This is a genomic window from Actinospica sp., assembly GCF_035552695.1.
Classification (GTDB): domain Bacteria; phylum Actinomycetota; class Actinomycetes; order Streptomycetales; family Catenulisporaceae; genus Actinospica.
Genome location: NZ_DASZKT010000039.1, coordinates 1 through 22,992, shown reverse-complemented (window position 1 = coordinate 22,992; position 22,992 = coordinate 1). Strand labels below are relative to the sequence as shown.

The following is a 22,992-nucleotide window of genomic DNA, read 5'->3' as shown; positions in this document are numbered from 1 at the left end:
CCTCCCCGGATTGGGTACGTTCTCAGAGCGATAGCGCCGAGAACCAGCCGGGGAGTCACTGCAGCATGCACGTCGGATCCGATCGAATAGTGCTGAACGGCCTGCGCGGCCGCGGACGGCACGGCGTATACCCGCGCGAGCGGGCCGAGGGGCAGACGTTCGTGGTCGACGCCGTGCTCGAGCTGGACACCCGGGCCGCTGCCGCCGGGGACGACCTGGCCTGCACCGCGGACTACGGCAGCATCGCGGAGAAGCTGGTCGCGGTGATCGAGGGCGAGCCGGTGAACCTCATCGAGACCCTCGCCGCCCGGCTCGCCGAGATCTGCCTGGCCGATCCGGCGGTGGGCGCCGCGCAGATCACCGTGCACAAGCCGGACGCGCCGATCACGGTGCCGTTCGACGACGTGAGCGTGACCATCCGACGCGAGCGGACAAAAGGGGATGCGGCCGGCTCGATGACCACCACTCATCCGGTCGGCCGGACGGAGGCTGCTCTATGACCACCACCCATGCCGCGCATCACGCCGTGCTCGCCCTCGGGGGAAACCTCGGCGACCGGCTCGAGTCGCTGCAATCAGCCCTGGACGCGCTCGGCGACGCGCCGGGCATCCAACCCATTTCGATCTCCCCGGTCTACGAGACCGAGCCCTTCGGCGGACCGGCGGGCGAGCCGGACTCGCTCGACCTGAGCGACCAGCCGTCGTACCTCAACGCCGTCGCCGTCGTCGGTACCGACCTGACGCCGCATCAGCTGCTGATCCGCACGCAGGCCATCGAGGAGGCGCTGCACCGGGTGCGCGGCGATCGGTGGGCAGCGCGCACGATCGACGTGGACATCATCGTGTACGACAACCTGGAGCTGCGCGACGATGATCTGACCGTGCCGCACTCGCGCGCGCACGAGCGGGCCTTCGTGCTGCGGCCCTGGTACGACGTCGAGCCGGACGCCGTGATCCCGGGCCACGGACCGATCGCGGAACTGCTGGAGGAGTTGCCGAAGGACGGGGTCGAGCCGCGGCCCGACCTTTTGCTGCAATGGTGAACTGAGGCGCTCGGACCGCGCCCGGACCGCTTGTCCGTGACTATTCCAGTGGTGATCCGACACTGTTCGCCCGGGGACGTGTGACTCGGAACCGGCTTTCCTGTCAGACTGACCCTGTGAAACCGACCAGGCCCGGAGTGCTCGCCGGACTGACCGCAGTGTGCGCGGTCCTGGCGTTCACGGCTTTGCGGTTCTGGCAGCATCTCGGCTCCCCGCCGCCGGTACCGCTCTCCGCCCCGATCACCCTCGCGGTGCTCGCAGCCGCGGTATTCGGCGTGGCCCTCGGGCTGCGCGCGCGGCTGAACGCCTACCGCGAGGCCCGGCTGCGCGCCATGCGCGGCGAGCCCCGGGTGGACAAGCACGGCCGCGAGCCCAAGCCGCTCGACCCGCTGCAGGCCGCCCGCGCGCTGGTGCTCGGCAAGGCCTGCGGGCTGGTCGGCGCGATCTTCGGCGGCATCTACGGCGGCTACGGCCTGACCCTGCTCGGACACCTGAACATCGAGACGTACCGGGACGAGGCGCTGCGCTGCCTCTTCGCGCTGCTCGCCGGAATCGCCCTGATGGCGGCGGCGCTGTTCCTCGAACGGGTGCTGCGCGTCCCGCCGGAGCAGCCGAGCTCGCCGCCGACCTCCGGCGACAACAAGCTGGCCACGCCGCGCGCCTGACGCCGCGTCACCCGCCGCGCTACCCGCCTACTTGTCGATGTCCCCGACGACGAAGAACATCGAGCCGAGGATCGCGACCATGTCGGCCACGAGGTTGCCCGGCAGCACTTCCTCGAGCACCTGGATGTTGTTGAACGAGGCAGAGCGCAGCTTGAGCCGCCAGGGCGTCTTGTCGCCGCGCGAGACCAGGTAGTAGCCGTTGATGCCGAGCGGGTTCTCGGTCCAGGCGTACGTCTCGCCCTCGGGCACCTTGAGCACCTTCGGCAGCCGCAGGTTGATCGGCCCGGCCGGCAGCGCGGCCAGCCGGTCCGCGCAGGCCTCGGCCAGGTCGAGCGCGGCGTACGTCTGCTCCAGCAGGCACTCGAAGCGCGAGAAGCAGTCGCCGCCGGTGCGGGTGACGACCTTGAGCACGTCGCCGAGTTCGCCGTACGCCAGGTACGGATCGTCCCGGCGCAGGTCGAAGTCGACTCCGGAGGCGCGCGCGATGGGCCCGGACACGCCGTACGCGCTGATCTGCTCGGCCGTCAGCACGCCGACGCCCTTGGTGCGCGCGTGGAAGATCTCGTTGCCGTGGATGATCGAGTCGATGTCGCTCATCCGGCCGCGCACGGCGTGGATCGCGGCCCGAGCCCGGTCCAGCCAGCCCGCGGGCAGGTCCTCCTTCAGGCCGCCGACCCGGTTGAACATGAAGTGCATCCGGCCGCCGGAGATCTCCTCCATCACCTTCTGGATCTCCTCGCGCTCGCGGAACGCGTAGAAGATCGGGGTGATCGCGCCGAGTTCCAGCGGATAGGACCCGAGGAACATCAGGTGGTTCAGCACGCGGTTGAGCTCGGCCAGCAGGGTGCGCGCCCAGACCGCGCGCACCGGCACCTCCATGCCGAGCATCCGCTCCGCGGCCAGCACGACGCCGAGTTCGTTGGCGAAGGCGGAGAGCCAGTCGTGCCGGTTCGCCAGCATGATGATCTGCCGGTAGTCGCGCACCTCGAAGAGCTTCTCCGCGCCCCGGTGCATGTAGCCGATGATCGGCTCGGCCTTGACGATCTTCTCGCCGTCCAGCACGAGGCGCAGCCGCAGCACGCCGTGCGTGGCCGGATGCTGCGGGCCGACGTTGAGCACCATGTCCTCGGTGGCGAGGCCGGTGCCGACTCCCGCGGTCCGCTCGACGAGTCCCTGTCCCATAACTGTTCAGTCTTCCAGACTGGAGACGGTGGGCACAGCCACCCCCTGGACCAGCCACGTGAAGCGCCCGAGGCCGGCCGGGTCGGTGAGCTCGGCGGCCGCGGACGCGCGGGACAGGGCGCGGACGTAGCCGATCGGGTCGGCGGCGGCCGTCGCGAGGTCGGGCCGCGCGCCGGTGATCCCCAGCCGGCGCAGGGCCGTGCGCTGGTCGAGCCGCCTGGACCAGTCGGCCACGTGCTCGGCGGCGGCCGCGCAGGCGTCGAGCGCCACGTGCGCGGTCAGGTCGCGGCGGCCGTCCGGGATCGGCGGCACCTGGCGGCCCTCGGCGTAGCCGGTGAGCGAGCCGAGGGGCGGGCGGCTGTCCACAGCGTGTGCGTAGTCGATGGCGACGGCCACGCCCTCGTCCAGCGCCTCCACGGCTCGGGCCCACGCCGCGTCCCGCAGCAGGCCGATCTCCGCGCGATCGCCGATCCTTCCCATCCGCCACGTCGGCCACCAGTGCTCCAACCAGGCCTGCTGCGAGTCGTTCGGCTCGTCGGCGAGCCGCTCGGAGCCGTCCGGCGCCACCTCGACCAGCCGCGGACCGTTCCGGCCGAGCTCGACGACGTCGCACGGCACGTTGTCCAGCCACTCGTTCGCGATGATCAGCCCGCTCACGCCCTTCGGCGGCCGCGGCAGCCACTCGATCGCGTCCGGCAGCCCGGCCGGCCGGTCCGCGAGTTCGACGGCGATCGGCCGCAGCCGCCGGCTGAGCGGGTCGTCGCCGAGCTGTCCGAGCACTCCGGTCAGCAGTTCCGCGTGTCCGGCGCCGATGTCCACCAGGCTCAGCCGGTCCGGATGCCCGAGCGCCGCGTCCACCTCACGGAGCAGTCGTAGTACCGCGGTACCGAACAACGGCGAGGCGTGCACCGACGTGCGGAAGTGCGCGCCCGGGCCCGTCGGCCGCCGGAAGAAGCCCTCCGGGCCGTACAGCGCGCGATCCATCGCGGCCGCCCACGGCAGGAAGCCGCCGTCCGGGTCGGCGTCGGTATGGTCCACAGGTCGTTCCACGGGATGAGACGGTACCGCCTCGCGGCGTATGGCCAGGCCGGGCCACCGTTCCGTACTCTCGAAGCGTGACCCGGATCTATGTCTGGCTGCAGCGGCACCCCACCCACGTGGACGGCGTGGTGGCGGGGGCGTTCGTGCTGTTCGGCCTGCTCATGATCGGGCACGCCCCCGGCTGGTGGTCCTTCGCCCCGCTGCTGATCGCCGCGCCGATCGTGGTCCGCCGCAAGTACCCGGTCGCGGTGTTCTGGACGATCATCGCCATCGGCGCGTTCCAGGTGCTCAGCCCGGCCTACATCAGCATCTCGGACTTCGCGGTTCCGGTCGCCCTGTACAGTCTGGCCGCCTACCGGCCGCGCAAGCATTCACTCATCGGCCTGACGGTCTGCCTGTTCGGTGCCGGAGTGGCGATCGCCCGGATCCACCCGACCGGAGAGCACGCCAGTGCCAGCATCGCGCTCTGGGGCTTCGCCTACGCGGTGCTGGCCTCGCCGATGGTCATCGCGTGGGTCGCCGGAGACTCCATGCAGTACCGGAGGTCGTACTACGTGGAGCTCGAGGAGAAGGCACTGCGTCTCGAGCGGGAGCGCGACCAGCAGGCGCAGATCGCGGCGGCCACCGAGCGGGCGCGGATCGCGCGTGAGCTGCATGACGTCGTGGCGCACAACGTCTCGGTGATGGTCGTTCAGGCGGAGGGCGCGGCGTACGCCATGGACTCCGCCCCGGAGAACACGCGCAAGGCGCTCGGCGCGATCGCGGACACCGGCCGTTCCGCGCTGGTCGAGATGCGGCGGCTGCTCGGCGTGCTGCGCGCCCAGGACGTCGAGGCCGAACGCGCGCCGCAGCCCGGCATCGACCAGCTCGAGGACCTGCTGGAGCAGGTGCGCACGACGGGCGTGACCGTGGAGTTCAAGATCGAGGGCGTGCCGGTGGAGCTGCCGCAGGGCGTCGCGCTGGCGGCGTACCGGATCGTGCAGGAGTCGCTGACGAACGCGCGCAAGCACGGCGGCCCGTCGGTCAGCGCGTGCGTCGGCATGCACTACAACGACCAGGAGCTGCGGTTGCGGGTGCAGGACAACGGCCGTGGAGCGAAGGCGCCGACCGACGGCCAGGGCAACGGCCTGGCCGGGATGCGCGAGCGCGTCGCGCTGTTCGGCGGCCAACTCAACGCCGGTCCGCTCGTCGAGGGCGGTTTCCAGGTCGAGGCCGTATTGCCGTACGAGTCGGCTAGGGTGCTCCAGTGATACGCATCGTGCTGGTGGACGATCAGGAGCTGTTGCGCACCGGATTCCGGATGATCCTCGACGCGCAGCAGGACATGACCGTCGTCGGGGAGGCGGCCGACGGCCTCGCCGCGCTCGAACTGCTGGACAAGTGCGTGGCCGACGTCGTGCTGATGGACGTGCGCATGCCCAAGCTGGACGGTGTCGAGGCGACCCGCCGGCTGCTCAGCGGCGGCGAGGGCAGGGGTAGGAGCGGGGGCGGCGGCGGGGCCGGCGGGGACGGGGGGCCTCGGGTGCTGATACTGACCACGTTCGACCTCGACGAATACGCCTTCGCCGCGATCAAGGCGGGCGCCAGCGGCTTCCTGCTCAAGGACGTCCCGCCCGCCGAACTGCTCACCGCGATCCGCGCCGTGCACTCGGGCGACGCGGTCGTAGCGCCCTCCACCACCCGCCGCCTGCTCGACCGCTTCGCCCCGATGCTGCCCGCCTCCGACGCGCCGCCCCCGCCGAGCCTGGCCGGCCTCACGGACCGCGAGCGCGAGGTGCTGATCCTGATCGCCCAAGGCCTGTCCAACGCGGAGATCGCCGGCCGCCTCGTGCTCTCCGAAGCGACCGTCAAGACGCACGTCGGCAGAATCCTGATGAAACTGGAGCTCCGCGACCGAGTCCAGGCCGTCGTCCTGGCCTACGAGACAGGGCTGGTCAGGCCCGCGAGGTGACGGGCTCGGCTTCGGTCGGCCCGCCTGCCGCGCCTCACCTCGCCGGATGCACCGAGTAGGCGCGGAGCATGGCGGGGATGCCTTCGCGGTGGGGGCCGTCGTCGGGGTCGAGTTCGCGCAGCATTCGGCGGGCGTCGTCGAGGAGGGCGCCGTAGACGGACCAGACCAGGGTGGGGGCGTCGTCGTCGGGGTACATCGCTTGCGCGGCCTCGCGGGCGTGCGGCTTGGAGCGCTTGATCAGGCCGCTGAGCTCGTCGTATACGCGCGTGCTCGCCTTGTCAGGGACCTGCAATCGGCCGAAGGCCGACAGCGCCTTTGACGTGTCGTCGAGCAGCAGCGCCATTTCCTCGGGCATCTCGCGCAGCTTCTCGGGCACCGGCGAGAACTCCGCGCTCATGTCGGCTAGGCCCCGCATCAGGCTATTGAGCTGTGTGGCGACGTGGTCGAGCGCGATCGCGGCCTCGTCGACGCGGTGCACCTCAGTCATGTGCACGTTGCGGCGCGGGTGGAACTTCACCGCTTCCTCGGCCTGTTGGGCGATCTTCCGGGCGGCCCGCGCGTTGGTCGACAGCTCTCGCGAGCGCTTGAGCCAGGACTGGGCCTGAGCGTGCGTCCACTCGCCGCGTACGCCCTTGGCCACGCGGGCGGTGTGCGTGGCCAGGTCGTCGGCGAGGTCCGCGAGCTCCTTCGCCGCGGTACGGGAGAACGCGGGCGGGGCGATCACGGCGTTGACGGTCACGCCGACCACCGCGCCGATCACGCTGTCGAACACCCGGATGAAGCCGTAGCTGTTGCCGAAGCTGAGCACCAGCAGGCCGGTGATCGCCACCTGGTTGACCTGCGTGCCGAGTCGCAGCGTGCGGCCGAGTACCAGGCCTAGGACCACGATCAGCGAGATGGTGAGGATGTTGATGCCCAGGCCAGCGCCGATCGCGATCGCGCCGACCATGCCCGCCACGATCCCCGCCGAGTACTGCACCGCGCGCCAGATCGACTGGTAGACCGTCACCTGCACCGTGATCAGCGCCGCGACCGAGGCGAGCACCGGCTTGTCCACGTGGAAGACCCCGGCGGCGATGGCCCACGCGGCGGCCGAGGCCACCGCGGCCTTCGCCGTCTGCACGAACGCGTCGCGCTCCCGCACGAACCAGTGCCGGAAGCCGTGCAGGTGGATCGAGCGCCGCGCCTGCGCGAGCGCCCCGCCCTCGCCCGCCTCGCCCAGCCGGAACCGGTCGAGGAGCGCCTCTACGTAACGGCCCTCTCCCCGGTCCTCCGAACTCATGGCCGAAGTCTAAGGTTATCCCGCGCACATTGACGGTGATCAGCGCAGCGGAAGTTTCAGCCAGCGCGTACGCTTGGGTCCGAGATCCGAACGGTACCTCTTACTGCGGGGACTGGAACGGAAAGTCAAGCTGTGAAGGTGAGGTGGCGCCCGGTGAGCGGCGCACCGCAGATGGACGTACCCGCTGTGCGGGACCGGCCGGGCCGCTTCGCCGTGGGCGTGATCGGCACCGGCCGGGTGGGCTCGGTGCTCGGCGCGGCGCTGGCCAGGGCCGGGCACCGGGTGGTCGCGGCGAGCGCCGTCTCCGACCGCTCCCGCCGCCGGGCGGCCGAGCTGCTGCCGGACACCCCGTTGCTGCCGCCGCCCGAGGTCGCGCAGCAGGCCGAGCTGCTGGTTCTCGCGGTGCCGGACGACGTGCTGGCCGAGCTGGTGGTCGGGCTCGCCGAGGCCGGGCTCTTCCGGGCCGGGCAGACCGTGCTGCACCCCTCGGGACGGCACGGGATCGGCGTGCTGGAGTCGGCCAGGATCCGCGGCGTGCTGCCGCTGGCGCTGCACCCGGTGATGAGCTTCACCGGCACGGACGTAGACCTGGCCAGGCTGACCGGCTGCAGCTTCGGCGTGACCGCCCCCGAGGCCTTCCGGCCGATGGCCGAGGCCCTGGTCGTGGAGATGGGCGGGGAGCCGGAGTGGATCGCCGAGGGGGACCGCCCGCTCTACCACGCGGCCCTCGCCTTCGGCGCCAACTACCTGACCACGCTCGTCGCGCAGTCGGCCGATCTGCTCGCGCGGGCCGGGGTGAGTGAGCCCGGCCGGATGCTCGGGCCGCTGCTCGGCGCCACTCTCGACAATTCCCTGCGATCGGGTGACGCCGCGTTGACCGGGCCGGTGGCGCGCGGCGACGCGGGCACGGTGGCCGCGCACCTGAGCCGGCTGGCGAAGCTCGCGCACGGTCCGAGCGCGACGGACCCGCTGGTCAACGCGTACCTCGCGCTGGCCCGGCTGACCGCGGACCGCGCGCTGGAGTCCGGTCTGCTCGCGCCGGAACGCGCCGGCGAACTGCTCGAGGTGCTCAACGAGGACGGTGGACGATGACGTTGGCGAACCCCGGCGAGACGCTGCTGGTGCACACTCGCGCGGAGCTCGAGGCCGCACGCGCGGGCCGCGTCGGCGACGTGGCCGTCGTGATGACGATGGGCGCGCTGCACGAGGGGCACCTCGCCCTGATCCGGGCCGCGCGGCGCCGGGCGAAGACCGTCGTCGTCACCGTCTTCGTCAACCCGCTGCAGTTCGGTCCGAGCGAGGACTTCGCCCGCTACCCGCGGACCATCGACGCGGACCTGAAGCTGTGCGAGCAGGCCGAGGTGGACATCGTGTTCGCTCCCGCGGTGGAGGACGTCTACCCGGGCGGCGAGCCGATGGTGCGCATCACGCCGGGACCGATGGGCGACGTGCTGGAGGGCGCGCACCGGCCTGGACACTTCTCCGGGATGCTCACCGTCGTCAACAAGCTGATCAACCTGACCGAGCCCGACTACGCCTTCTTCGGCGAGAAGGACGCGCAGCAGCTGGCCCTGATCCGGCGGATGGCGCTGGATCTGAACCTGCCGGTGGAGATCGTCCCGGTGCCCACCGTCCGCGAGCCGGACGGCCTCGCGCGCGCCAGCCGGAACCGCTACCTCGGCCCGCAGGCGCGGGTCAGCGCCGTGAACCTGAGCCGGGCGCTGTTCGCCGGGGCCGAGCAGCGTACGCCGGGGGCGATCCGGGCCGCCGCACGGGCCGTGCTCGACCGCGCCGCGCGGGCCGAGCCGCCGGTCGAGCTCGATTATCTGGCGCTGTTCGATCCCGCCACCTTCGCCGAAATCGACGAGGCCTATCGTGGTCCGGCCGTCCTCGCCCTGGCCGCGAACGTCGGCGGAACCCGGCTGATCGACAATCTCCCGCTCGGAATCGAGGGCTGAACGATGGCTGCTCGCTCGGCGATACCCGCCCGCCGCTCCCGGCTGCTCGCCCCCGAGCCCGGCTGGACCGCGTACGCGGACACGGTCGTGGTCGGCTCCGGCATAGCCGGGCTGACCGCCGCGCTCGCCGCCCGGCACGCCGGTTCCGTCCTGCTGGTGACGAAGGCCCAGCTCGCCGACGGCTCCACCCGCTGGGCCCAGGGCGGCATCGCCGCGGCGCTCGGTGTCGGCGACACCCCCGAGGCGCACCTGGCCGACACGCTCACCGCGGGCGCCGGGCTGTGCGACACCGAGGCCGTGCGCACGCTGGTGAACGGCGGTCCGGCCGCCGTCCGCCGGCTGATCGACCGCGGCTTCCAGTTCGACACCGCGGAGGACGGAGCGATCGCGCTGACCCGCGAGGGCGGCCACCATGCCGACCGGATCCTGCACGCGGGCGGCGACGCGACCGGCGCCGAGGTCTCCCGCGCGCTGCTCGCCCGCCTCGACCAGCTGCTCGACAAGATCGAGGTCATCGAGCGCGCGCTGGTGCTCGACCTGCTGCGCGACGCCGAGGGCCGCGCCGCCGGGATCACCCTGCACGTGATGGGCGAGGGCGCGCGCGACGGCGTGGGCGCGATCCGCTCCCGGGCCGTCGTGCTCGCGACCGGCGGCCTCGGCCAGGTCTTCCGCGCCACCACGAACCCCTCCGTGGCCACCGGGGACGGGGTGGCCCTGGCCCTGCGCGCCGGAGCCCGCGTCGCCGACCTCGAGTTCGTCCAGTTCCACCCGACGGTGCTCTGGCTCGGCGACGGCGCGCGCGGACAGCAGCCGCTGATCTCCGAGGCGGTGCGCGGCGAGGGCGCGTTCCTGGTGGACGCCAAGGGCGAGCGCTTCATGCCCGCGATGCACCCGATGGGCGACCTGGCACCGCGCGACATCGTGGCCAAGGGCATCATGCGGCGCGCCATGGAGTCCGGGCTCGACCACCTCTGGCTGGACGCGCGGCACTTCGGCGAGGACAAGTGGCGCGGGCGCTTCCCGACCATCTGGGAGTCGCTGCACGAGCACGCCATCGACCCGGTCCGCGACCTGATCCCGGTCGCCCCGGCCGCGCACTACTCCTCGGGCGGCGTGCTGACGGACCGCTGGGGGCACACCTCCATCCCCGGGCTGTACGCGTGCGGCGAGACGGCCTGCACCGGGGTGCACGGCGCGAACCGGCTGGCCTCGAACTCGCTGCTGGAGGGCCTGGTCTTCGCCGAGCGGATCGGCCGCGACCTGGCCCGCTGCTTCGCCCCCGGCGAGCCGGTCACCGGAGAGCCGGTCGCGGACGAGCGGGATCCGGTGCTGCTGGCCCCGACCGTGCGCAGCGCGACCCAGCAGGCGATGAGCGCGGGCGCCGGAGTGCTGCGCAGCGCCACGTCGTTGACCAGCACGGCGCGTGTGCTCGAGGAGCTTGGCGAGCACACCGACGAGCAGCCGCGCACCGAGGCGTGGGAGGCGACGAACCTGCACCAGATCGCCTCGGCGATGGCCGCGGTCGCCGCGCGCCGCGAGGAGACCCGCGGCTCGCACTGGCGCGAGGACTACCCGAAACAGGACGACACCCGCTGGCGGGTGCGTCAGGTGCTGTCGGTGGATGCGAACGGATGCACGGTCACAGAGGAGGCGGTGTCCTGATGGTCACGCTTGCGGAAAAGAAGGCGCGGCGGTTGCGCGACGAGCGGATCGCCCGATGACCACCTTCGCGGAAAAGCTGCACGACGAGCGCATCGCCGACGAGCTGCGTGCCGCCGGGCTCGACCCGGACCACGTCGCGCGGCTGGCCAGGGCCACCGTCGAGGAGGACCTCGGCGGCGGCGTGGACGTGACCAGCGAGGCGACGGTCTCGGCGGACGCGCGCGCGGTGGCCGACTACGTGGCGCGCAAGCCCGGTGTGGCCGCGGGCATCTACGTCGCCGCGGCCGTCATCGACCTGGTGTCCGGCGGCGACGCCGAGTTCGAGTTCCCGCTCGAGGACGGCGCGCGGGTCGAGCCGGGCACCGTGCTGTTCACCGCGAGCGCGCACACCCGGGACCTGCTCACCGCCGAGCGCTCCGCGCTGAACCTGCTGTGCCACATGTCCGGCATCGCCGGCATCACGCGGCAGTGGGTGGACGCGGTCGAGGGCACCGGCGCCAAGATCCGGGACACCCGCAAGACCACGCCGGGCCTGCGGCTGATCGAGAAGTACGCCGTGCGCTGCGGCGGCGGTGTCAATCACCGGATGTTCCTTTCGGACGCCGGGCTGGTCAAGGACAACCACGTCCTGGCGGCCGGCGGCGTCGTCGAGGCCTTCGAGTCCGTCCGCGCGAAGTACCCGGACCTGCCGGTCGAGGTCGAGGTGGACACGCTCGACCAGCTGCTGCCGGTGGTCGAGGCCGGCGCCGAGCTCATCCTGCTGGACAACTTCACGCCGGAGCGGATGCGCGCCGCCGTGATGCTCGTCGGCCGCAACGAGCCCTACGGCCGGACCAGGCTGGAGGCCAGCGGCGGCCTGACGCTGGATCAGGCCAGGGCCGTGGCCGAGACCGGCGTGGACTACATCTCGGTCGGCGGCCTGACGCACTCCGCCGCGATCCTCGACGTCGGCTGCGACTTCCGCTGAGCCCGCACCGCCCCGACCCCACCCGCTGCAGAGAAGACTCCTGACCATGCTGTTGACCATCGACATCGGCAACACCCATACGGTGCTCGGACTGTTCGAGGGCGCCGAGATCGTCGAGCACTGGCGGATCTCCACCGACCCGCGGCGCACCGCCGACGAGCACGCCGTGCTGTTCCAGGGCCTGATGAACAATCACCCGCTGGTCGGCGACACGGGCGTGGACGGGATCGCGATCTGCTCCACGGTCCCCTCCGTGCTGCACGAGATGCGCGACATGATCCGCAGGTACTACGGCGACATCCCGGCCCTCGTCGTCGAGCCCGGCGTGAAGACCGGCATGCCGGTGCTGGTGGACAACCCGAAGGAGGTGGGCACCGACCGGATCATCAACGCGCTGGCGGCCGTGCACCTCTACGGCGCCCCCTGCATCGTCGTCGACCTCGGCACCGCCACGTCCTTCGACGCCGTCTCCCGCAAGGGCGAATGGATCGGCGGCGCCATCGCCCCGGGCATCGAGATCTCCGTCGAGGCCCTCGGCGCGCGCGGCGCGCAGCTGCGCAAGATCGAGCTCGCCCGCCCGCGCTCCATCATCGGCAAGAACACCGTCGAATGCATGCAGGCCGGCATCCTCTACGGCTTCGCCGGCCAGATCGACGGCGTGGTCAATCGGATGGCCGACGAGCTCGCGGACGACCCCAACGACGTCACCGTCGTCGCCACCGGCGGCCTCGCCCCCCTCGTCCTCGAGGAGGCCGAGGTCATCGACGAGCACGAGCCCTGGCTCACCCTCATCGGCCTTCGCCTGGTCTACGAGCGCAACATGGGGGTCGCCTCGGGGTGAGCCCGACGGGGCGGACAAAGGGTTCGGGGACGGTCGGCCGCGCCCCTTATCCTTGGTCCATGACTTCCGAGCCGAATGCCCCCAGCAGCGCGATCTCCGACGAACCCGAGCAGATCCGGGTTCGCAAAGAGAAGCTGGACCGGCTCAAGGCGAAGGGCGTCGAGCCCTACCCGGTGGGGTACCCGCGCACGACGACCATCGCCGAACTGCGGGAGAAGTACGCGGACCTTCCCGCGGACGCGGCGACCGGGGAGCGGGCGTCGGTCACCGGCCGCATCCTGTTGTCCCGCACCGGCGGGAAGCTCTGCTTCGCGACGATTCGCGAGGGCGAGGCCGAGGTGCAGGTGATGGCCTCGCTGGACAAGCTCGGCGAGCAGTCGCTGGCCGACTGGAAGGCCGACCTCGACCTCGGCGACCAGGTCGGCGTCACCGGAGAGGTGATCACCTCGCGGCGCGGCGAGCTGTCCATCCTCGCCGATTCCTGGGCGCTGACCTCGAAGTGCCTGCGGCCGCTGCCGGACAAGCACAAGGGCCTGTCGGACCCGGAGGCGCGGGTGCGGCAGCGTTACGTGGACCTGATCGTCAACGCCGACGCGCGCGAGATGATGCGCAAGCGCTCCGCGATGATCCGCTCGATCCGCGACACCATGCACGGCGAGGGCTTCATCGAGGTCGAGACGCCGGTGCTGCAGAAGACGAACGGCGGCGCCAACGCGCGTCCGTTCGAGACGCATATCAACGCGTACAACATGCGGCTGCTGCTGCGCATCGCGACCGAGCTGCCGCTCAAGAAGCTGATCGTCGGCGGCGCCGAGCGGGTCTTCGAGATCGGCCGGCTGTTCCGCAACGAGGGCGCGGACGCCACGCACAACCCGGAGTTCACCACCATCGAGTGGTACCGCGCGTACGGCGACTACCGCACCGAGGCCGAACTCGCGCGCAAGGTGGTCCTCGCCGCCGCGCTGGCGGTCAACGGGCACACGAAGGTCACCGGCCCCGACGCGCACGGCGTGGAGCACGAGATCGACCTCGCCGAGCCGTGGGCCGAGGTCTCGGTCTACGAGGGCGTCTCGGAGAAGCTGGGCAGCGAGATCACGCCGCGGACCTCCGTCGAGGAGCTGCGCAAGCTGGCCGACGCGGCGGGCGTGCCCTACGAGAAGAAGTGGGGCCACGGCCAGATCGTGCTGGAGATGATCGAGCGGCTGCTCGAGGAGAACATCGTCGCCCCGACCTTCATCATGGACTACCCGACCGAGGTCTCCCCGCTCTCCCGCAAGCACCGCTCGATCGAGGGCGTGGCCGAGAAGTGGGACCTGGTCATCCTCGGCCGCGAGATCGGCACCGCGTTCTCCGAGCTGATCGACCCGATCGACCAGCGCGAGCGGCTGACCGAACAGTCGCGGCTCGCGGCGGGCGGGGACGAGGAGGCGATGGAGGTCGACGAGGACTTCCTCACCGCGCTCGAGTACGCGATGCCGCCGACCGGTGGCCTCGGCATGGGCATGGACCGGCTGATCATGCTGCTCACCGGCAAGAACATCCGGGAGACGATCCTGTTCCCGCTGGTCAAGCCGAACACGGGGAGCTGACGCCGAGCGCCCGGAGCGCCCGGCGTACAGTGGCAGCCATGCTGGCTGACCTGGAATCGCTTATTCCGTCCGTGTGCCTGGCGGTCGGGTTCGTGCTGCTGGTCAAGACGATCCTCAAGCAGCAGAACCCGCAGCGCCGGGCCGCGGCGAAGGCGCGCGAGGCGGCGGCCGAGGCGTCCGATCCACGGATCATGCAGGAGCAGCGGACGCCGTCCGAGCTGCGTCCGAAGAAGGCCAGGAAGACGGCGGATCGGTAGCGCTGCCAAGACCTACTGAACGAGGCGGCGGACGCGCGGCAGCACGGAGGCCGAGGCCGCGTCGCCGTTCGTGGACGGCAGGCGATCCGAGCCGACCTGGGCGAGCGCGCGGGCGAGCGCGCGCGGGCTGGTCTCCCGGGCGGCGTGATCGTCCGCCAGCATCTCCACGAGTTCGGCCACGGCCGCCGTCGCGCGGCGTGCCGGGGGCAGGAAGGGCAGCGCGGATTCCCAGGCCACGAAGGGCTGGATGATCAGTTCGTGCCGGCCGACGGCGTGCGCCCGCTCGTGCGCGAGGACAGCCGCCAGTTCCTCAGGGCCCAGCGACGCGATCGCGCCGTGCGTCACCACGATCCGCGGACGCGGTCCCGGCAGGCAGTACGCGGCGGGCTCGGGGTGATCCAGCACCCGGACACCGTTCAGGTCGATCCACGCCAGCAGGTCCACCGCGTCCCGCTGCTTGGCCAGTTGCCGCTCGATCCGGATCGTGTTCGTCGCCAGCACGCCGAGCAGCCAGGTCAGCAGGATCGCCGCGCCCGCGAGCGCGGCCAGGTTCAGCAGCGTCCAGCGCGGACCGAGCGGGTCGAAGCCGAGCAGCAGCAGCGAGCCGACCGCCGAGATGCCGCCGGACAGGCCGATCACCTGCCACAGCGCGATCCCGCGGCGCGGATTGCGACTCGGCCAGGCCGCCACGGCCAGCCGGGTCGGCACCGGCCAGGCCAGAACGACGGCGAGCAGCGCGCAGAGCGCCGCGAGAAGGGACATCATCGTCCGCGGTCTCAGCCGCTGGCGAGAAGTTCGCGTAGCACGGCCTTCTCCTCCTCGGAGACCGCGCCGGCGAAGTGCACCAGGGCGGAACGCCGGTCCGAGGTGGTGCCGAGGGCCTCGAGCATCGTGTTCGCGATGAGCTCCGCCTTCGTCGTGGTCGCCGAGTACCGGTAGGCGCGGCCGTGCCGCACCCGGGTCACGAAGCCCTTCGCGCCGAGCCGGTCCAGGACAGTCAGGATCGTCGTCACCGCCGGCGCGTGCTCGCGCGGCAGGACGTCGACGATATGGGTCGCGGGTACCGGCTCCGGTGTGTTCCAGAGCACGTCCATGACCGCGCGTTCAAGTTCGCCAAGCCGTGCCATGAGGTCTACTCTACCGATGAAAGAGTTTCTACGGTAAGTAGAAGTTGGTCGACGGGAGTGAGGCCTGCATGTCCGGAGTGGACGCGGCGCGCATCGAGACCGCTTTTTCGCTCTCCTTCCACATCCTGTTCGCCGTCTTCGGCGTCGGAATGCCCTGGGTGCTGCTCTACACCGAGGGTCGTTGGCTGAAGACTGGAGATCAGAACTGGTACGCCCTCACCCGCAAGTGGGCGCGGGTCACAGCGGTGCTCTTCGCCATCGGCGCGGTCTCCGGCACCGTGCTCTCCTTCGAGTTCGGCCTGCTGTGGCCCACGTTCATGGCCACGTACGGCGGCGCCATCGGCCTGCTGTTCACGCTGGAGGCCTTCGCCTTCTTCCTCGAGGCGATCTTCATGGGCCTCTACCTCTACGGCTGGAAGCGGCTGACCCCGCGCGTCCACTGGTTGACGCTGTGGCCGATCGCCATATCCGGCACGCTCTCCACGCTGTTCATCGTCTTCGCCAACGCCTGGATGAACGACCCGGTCGGCATCGGCATGACGGACGGGAAGGTCACCGCGGATCCGTGGGCCGTCTTCGGCAGTTCGGTGGGCTGGTCCGAGGTGACGCACATGTTCGTCGCCGCGATGATGTGCACCGGCGGCGCGGTCGCCGCGGTCTACGCGTGGGGCATGCTGCGCGGCCGACGTGACCGATACCACAGGCTGGGCCTGAACGTGGGGCTGTGGACGGTGCTCGGGATGGTGCCGATCCAGATGTTCCTCGGCGACTGGTCGGCGCGCGTGGTCGGCGCGACCCAGCCGCTGAAGCTGGCGGCGATGGAGGGCGTGTACACGACCGGCTCGCACGTGCCGCTGACCATACTCGGCTACTACGACCAGAACACCCACAAGATCATCGGCGGAATTCCGATTCCCGACGGCCTGTCCCTGCTGATGGGCTTCAAGGCCAGCACGGTGATCCGGGGTATGGATACCACGACGCCGGCCGACACCCCGAACTCCGCCGTGATCCATCTCGCATTCGACTCCATGGTCGGCTGCGGCGTGCTGGTGTTCGCCGTCGCCGGACTCGCCGTCCTGACCTGGCTCCTGCGTCGTCGCAAGGGCCTGACGCCGCGGATTCCGCACACGAAGCTGTGGCTGTGGGCCGCGATCGCGACCGGTCCGGCATCGGTGATCGCGATGCTCGGCGGCTGGGAGGTCACCGAGGGCGGGCGGCAGCCGTGGATCGTCTACAACCTGATGACCGTGACCAACGCGGCGACCAAGACCGGCGGCCTCGGCTGGAGCGTCGTCGCCACGATCGTGATCTACGTCGGCCTGGCCGCGGCGCTGCTGCTCATCCTGCGCAAGCTGGCCACCGGCGCGCCGCCCGGACTCGACGCTGAATCAGACCCCGATGTCCCGAGCCCGAGCCCGTCGGCCGCCGAGGAGGCGATCGCATGACCGCCGTGAACCTGATGCTGGTCATCATCGTGCTCTCGCTGCTGGCCTACGCGCTGCTGGCGGGCGCCGACTTCGGCGGGGGCGGCTGGGACATGCTGGCCGGCCTCGGACGCGACCGGTCCAGCGCCGAGGACCAGCGCAAGCTGATCTCCGCCTCGCTGGGCCCGGTCTGGGAGGCCAACCACGTGTGGCTGATCTTCGTGATCGTCTGCACGTTCTCCGGCTTCCCCTCCGCCTTCGGCGACATCGCCACCTCGCTCGAATTGCCGCTCGCCCTGGCGCTCGTCGGCATCGTGCTGCGCGGCGCGGCGTACGTGTACCGCGCGTACGGCGAGGGCGCTTCGCTGCCGGACCGCTGGTGGAGCCGCATCTTCGCCTGCGCCTCGGTGCTCACGCCGTTCATGCTCGGCGTCAGCGGCGCCGCGCTCGCCACCGGGAAGCTGCGCCCGGGAAGTTCGCCGGCCGCCCCCTTCGAGGCGCCGTTCACCATCCTGGCCGGCCTGCTCGCGGTCGTGGTCACGGCGTTCCTGGCCGCGGTCTACCTGTGCTTCGACGCGTCGCTGCACCCTGATACCGCCCGCCTGGTCGCGGTGTTCCGGCGCAAGGCGATCTACGCGGCCGTGGCCTCCGGCGTCATCGTGCTGGTCATGCTGCCCTTCTTCTACCGGGACGCGCCGGTGGTCGCCGCGCGCTTCACCGACCGCTCGATCCCGTTCGCCGCGGTCTCCGCGCTGTGCGGCTTCGGCAGCCTGTGGGTGCTGTGGAAGGAGAAGTACCTGCTGGCCCGGGTCACGGCGGCGACCGCGATCATCGGCGTGCTCGGCGGCTGGGCGGCCGCGCAGTACCCGGACCTGCTCGTCGGCGTCTACACCGCCCGGCAGGCCGCGGCGGCGCCGTCCAGCCTGGACACGATGCTGGTCGCCATGTTCATCGGAATGCTCGTCGTGGTCCCGTCGTTCCTCTATCTGCTGAAGGTGTTCACGGCTCCGGTCATCGAGGAGCACTGAAGACTGAAGAGGACCATTGAGACCCCCGTCCGGCCGCATTTTGAATACCGGTAAGCTCACCCGGGTGAGTGACGCGGTTGCGATGGATGCACAGAAGACGGCAGTAGGCGGCCCGGACGGCGCGCCAGAGTACGGACAGCCCGAGCTGCTGAACGAGATCCGGTCAAGCTGGGCGCTGATCGAACCGCGGGCCCCCGAGGCCAGCGCGTACTTCTACGAGCACTTCTTCACGCAGAACCCGCGCTACCGCAAGCTGTTCACCGGCGACCCGGCCGCCCAGCAACGCCGGCTCTTCCAGGCCGTGTCCCGGATCATCGCCGATTTCGACGACCTCGACGACTTCCTGCCCTACCTGCGCCGGCTCGCGCTGCGGCACCGCAAGTTCGGCCTGCGACCGGCTCACTACCAGGCCTTCGGCGAGTCGATGCTCGCCACCATCAGCCGCTTCACCGGACCGGCCTGGACCGATCTGACCCGACAGGCCTGGGAGGCGGGCTACGGGCTCGTCGCCAGTGTGATGCAGGAGGCAGCGGCCGAGGCGGAGGCGCAGGCGCCGCCGTACTGGGAGGCCGAGGTCGTCGCGCACGAACTGCTCGCCGAGGACGTCGCGCGGATCGAGGTCCGGGTGCTGCAGGACCCGGATCGGCCCGGACCGTACCGCTACCACGCCGGGCAGTACGCGTCGCTCGAGGCGGCCAACCAGCCGCGGGTCTGGCGCGATTTCTCCTTCGCCAGCATGGACACCGGCGAGAACCGGATCGTCCTGCACATCCAGGCCGGACGCTCCGGCGGCGTGAGCGACCTGCTGGTGCGCGAGACGGCCGAGGGCGACCGGCTGCGCATCGCCGGAGCCGAGGGCGAGCTCGGCTTCGCCGGTACGGCGGACACCCTGGTCGCGGTGGCGCACGGCACCGGCGCGGCCCCCGTCTCCGGGCTGGTCGAGGCGCTGATCGCGGGCGGCGACCGGCGTCCGCTGACCGTGCTCCTGGTCACGCCGGACCACGGCCCGGGATCGGCCGCCGAGCACTACCTGGCGAAGCACTTCGAGGAGCAGGCGGCCCGGCACGGCGCGCTGGAGGTCCTGGTCGTCGGCGAGAGCTCGCTCGCGCGGACGGCGCGAGCCGTGCTGGCCCCGGAACGGCCGTGGCAGGGGGCGGTGCTGGTCGGCCCGAGCGTGCTGATCGACCACTGCCGGGCCGAGCTGCTGGCCGCGGGCACGCCCGCCGAGGCGATCGCCACCGATCAGTTCGATTGAAGGCACCGCCGGGCCCGCGGGCACGGGCCGGGCCGCACCGCCCCGACCGTCGCGGAGCTCGAGTGGTTCGACGAACTCATCGAGCGCTACTTCCCGCGGCCGATGGCGTCCCGCCTGGTACCCGTGGCAAGCCCCTGGTTCGCCGCGCGCCGACCGCTGGCGCTGCCGGCGCCGATACGGCTCCCGCAGCTGCCGCCGCCGGGTCCGTCCGGTTTCCCCTGGTTCGGCTGAATCTGCGTCTGTTCACCCGCGTGGTGGATGGGCACCGTGCCGCCCAGCTGCCAGAGTGCCGCTTGTGGCGCAGCGTGAAAGTACTGGCAGCGGTCATGGGCCGCGGCCGGACAAGACGGCGCTGCTCTGCCTCGGCATGGTGCTGCTCTTCTCGCCGCTGGCCGCGCTCTGCCTGCTCCCCGTGCTGCTGCTGCTGTCCTGCACCGGCGTACCGCTCTGGCTGGGCTACGGCGTCTGGGCCCTGAGCGCCTGCCTCTACGGCCTTCGACCCGTGCAGCTCGCGCTGGCCCGGCTGCTCTGGCCGGTGCGCCACCCCTTCCCCGCCGAGCAGCAGCGGCTCGACGTGGTCTGGGCCGAGGTGCTCGGCCGCGCCGCGGTCTCCGAGCGCCGCTTCCGGATCTGGGTGGTGGACCTCGCCGACGTCAACGCGCACTGCGTCGGCCGCGACCTGATCTGCGTGACCACCGGCGCGCTGGCCGAGCTCGGCGACCGGGAACTGGCCGGGGTGCTCGCCCACGAACTCGGCCACCACCTGCGGATGCACACCGCGGCCGCCGCGTTCCTCGTCTGGGTGCTGCTGCCGCTGCAGGCCGTCGCGTTGATCGGCACCGGATTCGGGGTGCCGCTCGCCGCGTTCGCCGGCTGGCTGTCCGGGTTCGAATTCGCGCCCGGGATCAAACGGGCGGCGCTGCTGGCGCTCAGCCGGCTGGAGACCGCGGTGCGGGCCGGTTTCGCGGCACCAGGGATGCTCGCCTTCGCCGTCAAGAACGCCGCGAGCCGCCGGGCCGAGTACCAGGTCGACGCCTACGCGGTGGACCTGGGCTTCGGTGCGGAACTGCTCAGCGCGCTGCGTTGGTTCGAGGCCTGCGCCCCGCCCGCCGCGGCGCAGCCGCTGGTGCCGGGACCGCGCCGGGCCAGGCACGCGGCGGTCCGGGTGCCGCGTCCGACGCACCCGCCGCTGGAGCGCCGGATGGCCAGGATCGCCGCCCGCGTGGCGGCCTGCGCGGCGGCCGAGGATACCCTGCTTCCGTGAACGACCTGACGGTACGACGGGCCAGGACGGGCGACGTGCCCGGCATCCGGCGGCTGATCGACCACTACGCCGCCGAACGGATTCTTCTCGACAAACCCACGGTAACGCTCTTTGAGGACATTCAGGAATTCTGGGTGGCCGAGCGGGACGTCGACGGGAGTTTGGCCGGCTGCGGCGCGCTGCACGTGATCTGGCGCGACCTCGCCGAGGTCAGGACCATCGCGGTGGGCCCGGAGTTTCGCGGCCGGGGCGTCGGCCACGCCATTCTGGAAAAACTATTGGCGACCGCGGGCTGGCTCGGCATCCGGCGGGTCTTCTGTCTGACCTTTGAGACGCCGTTCTTCGCGGCGCACGGTTTCACGGAGCTCGTCGAGGCCGCCGTGGATCCGACGGTGGAGGCGGAGCTGTTGCGATCAGCGGACGAGGGTATCGCCGAGTTCTTGGATCTGGAGCGCGTCAAGCCGAATACGCTGGGCAACACCCGGATGCTTAAGCTTCTTTGAGACTCCTGCGGCCCGGACCCGGGAAAGTGGGGCGGGAGAGTTGAAAGAATCGCTAAACTACGGTTTTCTTAGACTGTACGCGAAGCCTGGGCCGTGACAGGCACGCGCAAAAGGGTCTTCGTCGCCGTGTGCGAAAGGAAAAACAATGGCAAAGCAGACAGTGACCATCGATGACCTCGATCAGACCCCGGGAGCGCGCGAGGTCCATTTCATGCTCGACAACTACGAGTACGTCGTCGACCTGAACGACAAGAACTTCGAGGCGCTCAAGGCCGTGCTCGCGAAGTACATCGAGGTCGCGACGCCGCTGGGCAAGGTGTACCGGGCCACCCCGCAGCGCCCGTCGGCCCGCCGCCGCGCCGCGGCCGAGGGTCCGAGCACCGCGGAAATGCGCGAGTGGGCGAAGAAGAACGGCCACGAGGTCAGCGACCGCGGCCGGCTGCAGCAGGAAGTCATCGACGCGTACCTCGCCGCACACTAGCGAGCGGCGTTCGTCGAAGTCATCGACGCACAGTGGGCCTCACCGCACACTAGTGAGCGGCGTTCGTCGGAGTCATCGACGCACTGGCCGTACGGCTCACTGACGGCGAGCTTGCGCGAAGTCGGATGCAAACGGCGGCGGAAACGGCGGTGCCCTTTAGGGTGCCGCCATCGCCATTCAGTCAGCTTGTCCGCTTCTGCTGCGGCGGCCGGCGCAGCAGTCGCCGGGAACAGCATTCGGCGATCGTGGCGAGCAGCGCGATCACCTCGGGCGCGGGGGCCTTCGGGTCGTGCAGCCAGTCGGTCGGCTCGGGGACGGACTCACCCGCGCCGTACGCGCGCAGGCCCAGATCGATGCCGCCCCAGTCCAGCCACTCCAGCAGCTCGGGCAGGTCCTCCTTCGCCCCCGGCGCGACGAAGAACAGGCAGGCCGCGTCGCCGTCGAGCGCCACCGGCCCGGGACGCAGCGCGGGCTGGTCGTAGCCGATCAACCGCCGCAGCGCCCAGCGGCCCGCCGGTTCAGGCACCCGCAGCACATCGAAATCCACGCCGCACTGCGGCAGCCGTGCGGTGTCCGCGGCGGGGGTGGGGCCGTGCATGGCGACAATCTAGGGCAGCTTCGTGGCACGTGGCGGCAAGACGCCGAAGTATTGCCCCGGGCGGGTGCACCGGCACCTCTCGCACCCTCGTTCGCTTCAGGCGTACACACTGCACGAGTACCGGCTTGATCTGCGGGAAGACCCTCTGTAACGGGCCCGGGCAGCCGCTCGGGCGGGTGATCCGCCAGCGAGCGGAGGGCACTGTCCCTTAGGGTCGAGACCTGGCGACTAGCATCGGTAGGACAGGCCGGGGTTGTGGTTCCGGGTCGGCCCGGTACTTCCCGACCACTCCGGGGAGCGAGAAGAGATGTTCGAGAGGTTCACCGACCGCGCAAGGCGGGTTGTCGTCCTGGCTCAAGAAGAGGCCAGGATGCTCAACCACAACTACATCGGCACCGAGCACATCCTGCTCGGCCTCATTCACGAGGGCGAAGGCGTAGCCGCCAAGGCCCTCGAATCGCTGAACATCTCCCTTGAGGCAGTTCGGCAGCAGGTCGAGGAGATCATCGGCCAGGGCCAGCAGGCACCCTCAGGCCACATCCCCTTCACTCCACGCGCCAAGAAGGTCCTCGAGCTCGCACTGCGCGAGGCGCTGCAGCTTGGCCACAACTACATCGGGACCGAGCACATCCTGCTCGGCCTGATCCGCGAGGGCGAGGGCATCGCCGCGCAGGTGCTCGTCAGGCTGGGCGCCGACCTGAACCGGGTCCGCCAGCAGGTGATCCAGCTGCTGCACGGCGACCAGGGCAAGGAGCCGGCCGCTGCGGTCGCGCCGTCCGGGACGGCGCCCTCCACCTCGCTTGTGCTCGACCAGTTCGGCCGGAACCTGACCCAGGGCGCTAGAGAAGGCAAGCTCGATCCCGTGATCGGCC

General features: G+C 71.0%; 25 protein-coding genes. 19 read left to right on the top strand and 6 right to left on the bottom strand.

The window, feature by feature from the left end:
* The first annotated feature begins 65 nt into the window (after positions 1–65).
* The 3 genes from folB to VG296_RS06415 all read left to right on the top strand — a co-directional run bounded on the left by folB (position 66) and on the right by VG296_RS06415 (position 1,707).
* On the top strand, positions 66–500 hold the full coding sequence (folB, locus tag VG296_RS06425; RefSeq protein ID WP_325564089.1) for a dihydroneopterin aldolase: 435 nt from the start codon (positions 66–68) through the stop codon (positions 498–500).
* Positions 497–1,042, top strand: a complete 546-nt coding sequence (folK, locus tag VG296_RS06420) for a 2-amino-4-hydroxy-6-hydroxymethyldihydropteridine diphosphokinase (protein ID WP_325564087.1) — start codon at positions 497–499, stop codon at positions 1,040–1,042. The genes folB and folK overlap by 4 nt, the downstream gene beginning before the upstream one ends.
* A gap of 116 nt (positions 1,043–1,158) precedes the next feature.
* Positions 1,159–1,707 carry a DUF3180 domain-containing protein gene (locus VG296_RS06415; protein WP_325564085.1) on the top strand — a complete coding sequence of 183 codons (549 nt, stop codon included), beginning with the start codon at positions 1,159–1,161 and terminating at the stop codon, positions 1,705–1,707.
* Between the two features lie 27 nt (positions 1,708–1,734).
* Here the strand turns inward: VG296_RS06415 and VG296_RS06410 are convergent, their stop codons facing one another.
* Positions 1,735–2,889 carry an NADH-quinone oxidoreductase subunit D gene (locus VG296_RS06410; RefSeq protein ID WP_325564084.1) on the bottom strand — a complete coding sequence of 385 codons (1,155 nt, stop codon included), beginning with the start codon at positions 2,887–2,889 and terminating at the stop codon, positions 1,735–1,737.
* A gap of 6 nt (positions 2,890–2,895) precedes the next feature.
* The gene (locus VG296_RS06405; protein WP_325564082.1) at positions 2,896–3,939 is read right to left on the bottom strand and encodes an SAM-dependent methyltransferase; all 1,044 of its coding nucleotides are present in this window, start codon (positions 3,937–3,939) and stop codon (positions 2,896–2,898) included.
* 65 nt (positions 3,940–4,004) lie between these two features.
* Between VG296_RS06405 and VG296_RS06400 the strand changes: the two genes are divergently transcribed.
* Positions 4,005–5,180, top strand: coding sequence for a sensor histidine kinase (locus VG296_RS06400; RefSeq protein ID WP_325564080.1), 1,176 nt, complete (start codon positions 4,005–4,007; stop codon positions 5,178–5,180).
* Positions 5,177–5,881: a response regulator transcription factor gene (locus VG296_RS06395; RefSeq protein WP_325564078.1), complete on the top strand. Its 705-nt coding sequence runs from the start codon at positions 5,177–5,179 to the stop codon at positions 5,879–5,881. Before VG296_RS06400 ends, VG296_RS06395 begins: the two co-directional genes overlap by 4 nt.
* A 34-nt stretch (positions 5,882–5,915) precedes the next feature.
* Here the strand turns inward: VG296_RS06395 and VG296_RS06390 are convergent, their stop codons facing one another.
* Entirely contained in the window at positions 5,916–7,163 is a 1,248-nt protein-coding gene (locus VG296_RS06390; protein ID WP_325564076.1) for an FUSC family protein, read from the bottom strand.
* A 171-nt stretch (positions 7,164–7,334) separates the two neighbouring features.
* Between VG296_RS06390 and VG296_RS06385 the strand changes: the two genes are divergently transcribed.
* Genes VG296_RS06385 through VG296_RS06355 form a run of 7 tightly spaced genes read left to right on the top strand, consistent with a single transcriptional unit; the run spans position 7,335 to position 14,437 of the window.
* The gene (locus VG296_RS06385; RefSeq protein ID WP_349259478.1) at positions 7,335–8,255 is read left to right on the top strand and encodes a Rossmann-like and DUF2520 domain-containing protein; all 921 of its coding nucleotides are present in this window, start codon (positions 7,335–7,337) and stop codon (positions 8,253–8,255) included.
* Positions 8,252–9,121, top strand: coding sequence for a pantoate--beta-alanine ligase (panC, locus tag VG296_RS06380; RefSeq protein ID WP_325564072.1), 870 nt, complete (start codon positions 8,252–8,254; stop codon positions 9,119–9,121). Before VG296_RS06385 ends, panC begins: the two co-directional genes overlap by 4 nt.
* A gap of 3 nt (positions 9,122–9,124) precedes the next feature.
* Complete coding sequence (locus VG296_RS06375) at positions 9,125–10,783, top strand: L-aspartate oxidase (RefSeq protein WP_325564070.1); 1,659 nt, start codon at positions 9,125–9,127, stop codon at positions 10,781–10,783.
* Complete coding sequence (gene nadC / locus VG296_RS06370; RefSeq protein WP_414641062.1) at positions 10,743–11,750, top strand: carboxylating nicotinate-nucleotide diphosphorylase; 1,008 nt, start codon at positions 10,743–10,745, stop codon at positions 11,748–11,750. Before VG296_RS06375 ends, nadC begins: the two co-directional genes overlap by 41 nt.
* A gap of 46 nt (positions 11,751–11,796) precedes the next feature.
* Entirely contained in the window at positions 11,797–12,591 is a 795-nt protein-coding gene (locus tag VG296_RS06365; protein WP_325564066.1) for a type III pantothenate kinase, read from the top strand.
* Positions 12,592–12,650: 59 nt separating this feature from the next.
* Positions 12,651–14,180, top strand: coding sequence for a bifunctional lysylphosphatidylglycerol synthetase/lysine--tRNA ligase LysX (gene lysX, locus VG296_RS06360; RefSeq protein WP_325564064.1), 1,530 nt, complete (start codon positions 12,651–12,653; stop codon positions 14,178–14,180).
* 38 nt (positions 14,181–14,218) lie between these two features.
* Positions 14,219–14,437: a hypothetical protein gene (locus VG296_RS06355; RefSeq protein ID WP_325564062.1), complete on the top strand. Its 219-nt coding sequence runs from the start codon at positions 14,219–14,221 to the stop codon at positions 14,435–14,437.
* A 12-nt stretch (positions 14,438–14,449) separates the two neighbouring features.
* On the opposite strand, the gene VG296_RS06350 is transcribed toward VG296_RS06355, so the two are convergent.
* Positions 14,450–15,202 carry a M56 family metallopeptidase gene (locus VG296_RS06350; RefSeq protein WP_325564060.1) on the bottom strand — a complete coding sequence of 251 codons (753 nt, stop codon included), beginning with the start codon at positions 15,200–15,202 and terminating at the stop codon, positions 14,450–14,452.
* An 11-nt stretch (positions 15,203–15,213) separates the two neighbouring features.
* A complete protein-coding gene (locus VG296_RS06345) occupies positions 15,214–15,564 on the bottom strand; it encodes a BlaI/MecI/CopY family transcriptional regulator (RefSeq protein ID WP_325564058.1) in 351 nt (116 codons plus the stop codon).
* A 68-nt stretch (positions 15,565–15,632) separates the two neighbouring features.
* Here VG296_RS06345 and VG296_RS06340 point away from each other — a divergent pair, with 68 nt between their 5' ends.
* The 6 genes from VG296_RS06340 (at position 15,633) to VG296_RS06315 (ending at position 21,522) form a co-directional block, all read left to right on the top strand.
* A complete protein-coding gene (locus tag VG296_RS06340) occupies positions 15,633–17,012 on the top strand; it encodes a cytochrome ubiquinol oxidase subunit I (protein ID WP_325564056.1) in 1,380 nt (459 codons plus the stop codon).
* Complete coding sequence (locus tag VG296_RS06335; protein WP_325564054.1) at positions 17,009–18,019, top strand: cytochrome d ubiquinol oxidase subunit II; 1,011 nt, start codon at positions 17,009–17,011, stop codon at positions 18,017–18,019. Before VG296_RS06340 ends, VG296_RS06335 begins: the two co-directional genes overlap by 4 nt.
* A gap of 64 nt (positions 18,020–18,083) precedes the next feature.
* Positions 18,084–19,274, top strand: a complete 1,191-nt coding sequence (locus VG296_RS06330) for a globin domain-containing protein (protein WP_325564052.1) — start codon at positions 18,084–18,086, stop codon at positions 19,272–19,274.
* A gap of 295 nt (positions 19,275–19,569) precedes the next feature.
* Positions 19,570–20,538: a M48 family metalloprotease gene (locus VG296_RS06325; RefSeq protein ID WP_325564051.1), complete on the top strand. Its 969-nt coding sequence runs from the start codon at positions 19,570–19,572 to the stop codon at positions 20,536–20,538.
* Positions 20,535–21,041 (top strand): amino-acid N-acetyltransferase, encoded by a 507-nt coding sequence (locus VG296_RS06320; protein ID WP_325564049.1) that lies wholly within the window; start codon positions 20,535–20,537, stop codon positions 21,039–21,041. Before VG296_RS06325 ends, VG296_RS06320 begins: the two co-directional genes overlap by 4 nt.
* A gap of 145 nt (positions 21,042–21,186) precedes the next feature.
* A complete protein-coding gene (locus tag VG296_RS06315) occupies positions 21,187–21,522 on the top strand; it encodes an Lsr2 family protein (RefSeq protein WP_325564047.1) in 336 nt (111 codons plus the stop codon).
* A 181-nt stretch (positions 21,523–21,703) separates the two neighbouring features.
* Here VG296_RS06315 and VG296_RS06310 read toward each other — a convergent pair whose 3' ends face one another.
* On the bottom strand, positions 21,704–22,120 hold the full coding sequence (locus tag VG296_RS06310; protein ID WP_325564045.1) for a hypothetical protein: 417 nt from the start codon (positions 22,118–22,120) through the stop codon (positions 21,704–21,706).
* 307 nt (positions 22,121–22,427) lie between these two features.
* Here VG296_RS06310 and VG296_RS06305 point away from each other — a divergent pair.
* Positions 22,428–22,992: Clp protease N-terminal domain-containing protein (locus tag VG296_RS06305; protein WP_325564043.1), on the top strand; the 565-nt coding region annotated here is incomplete at its 3' end.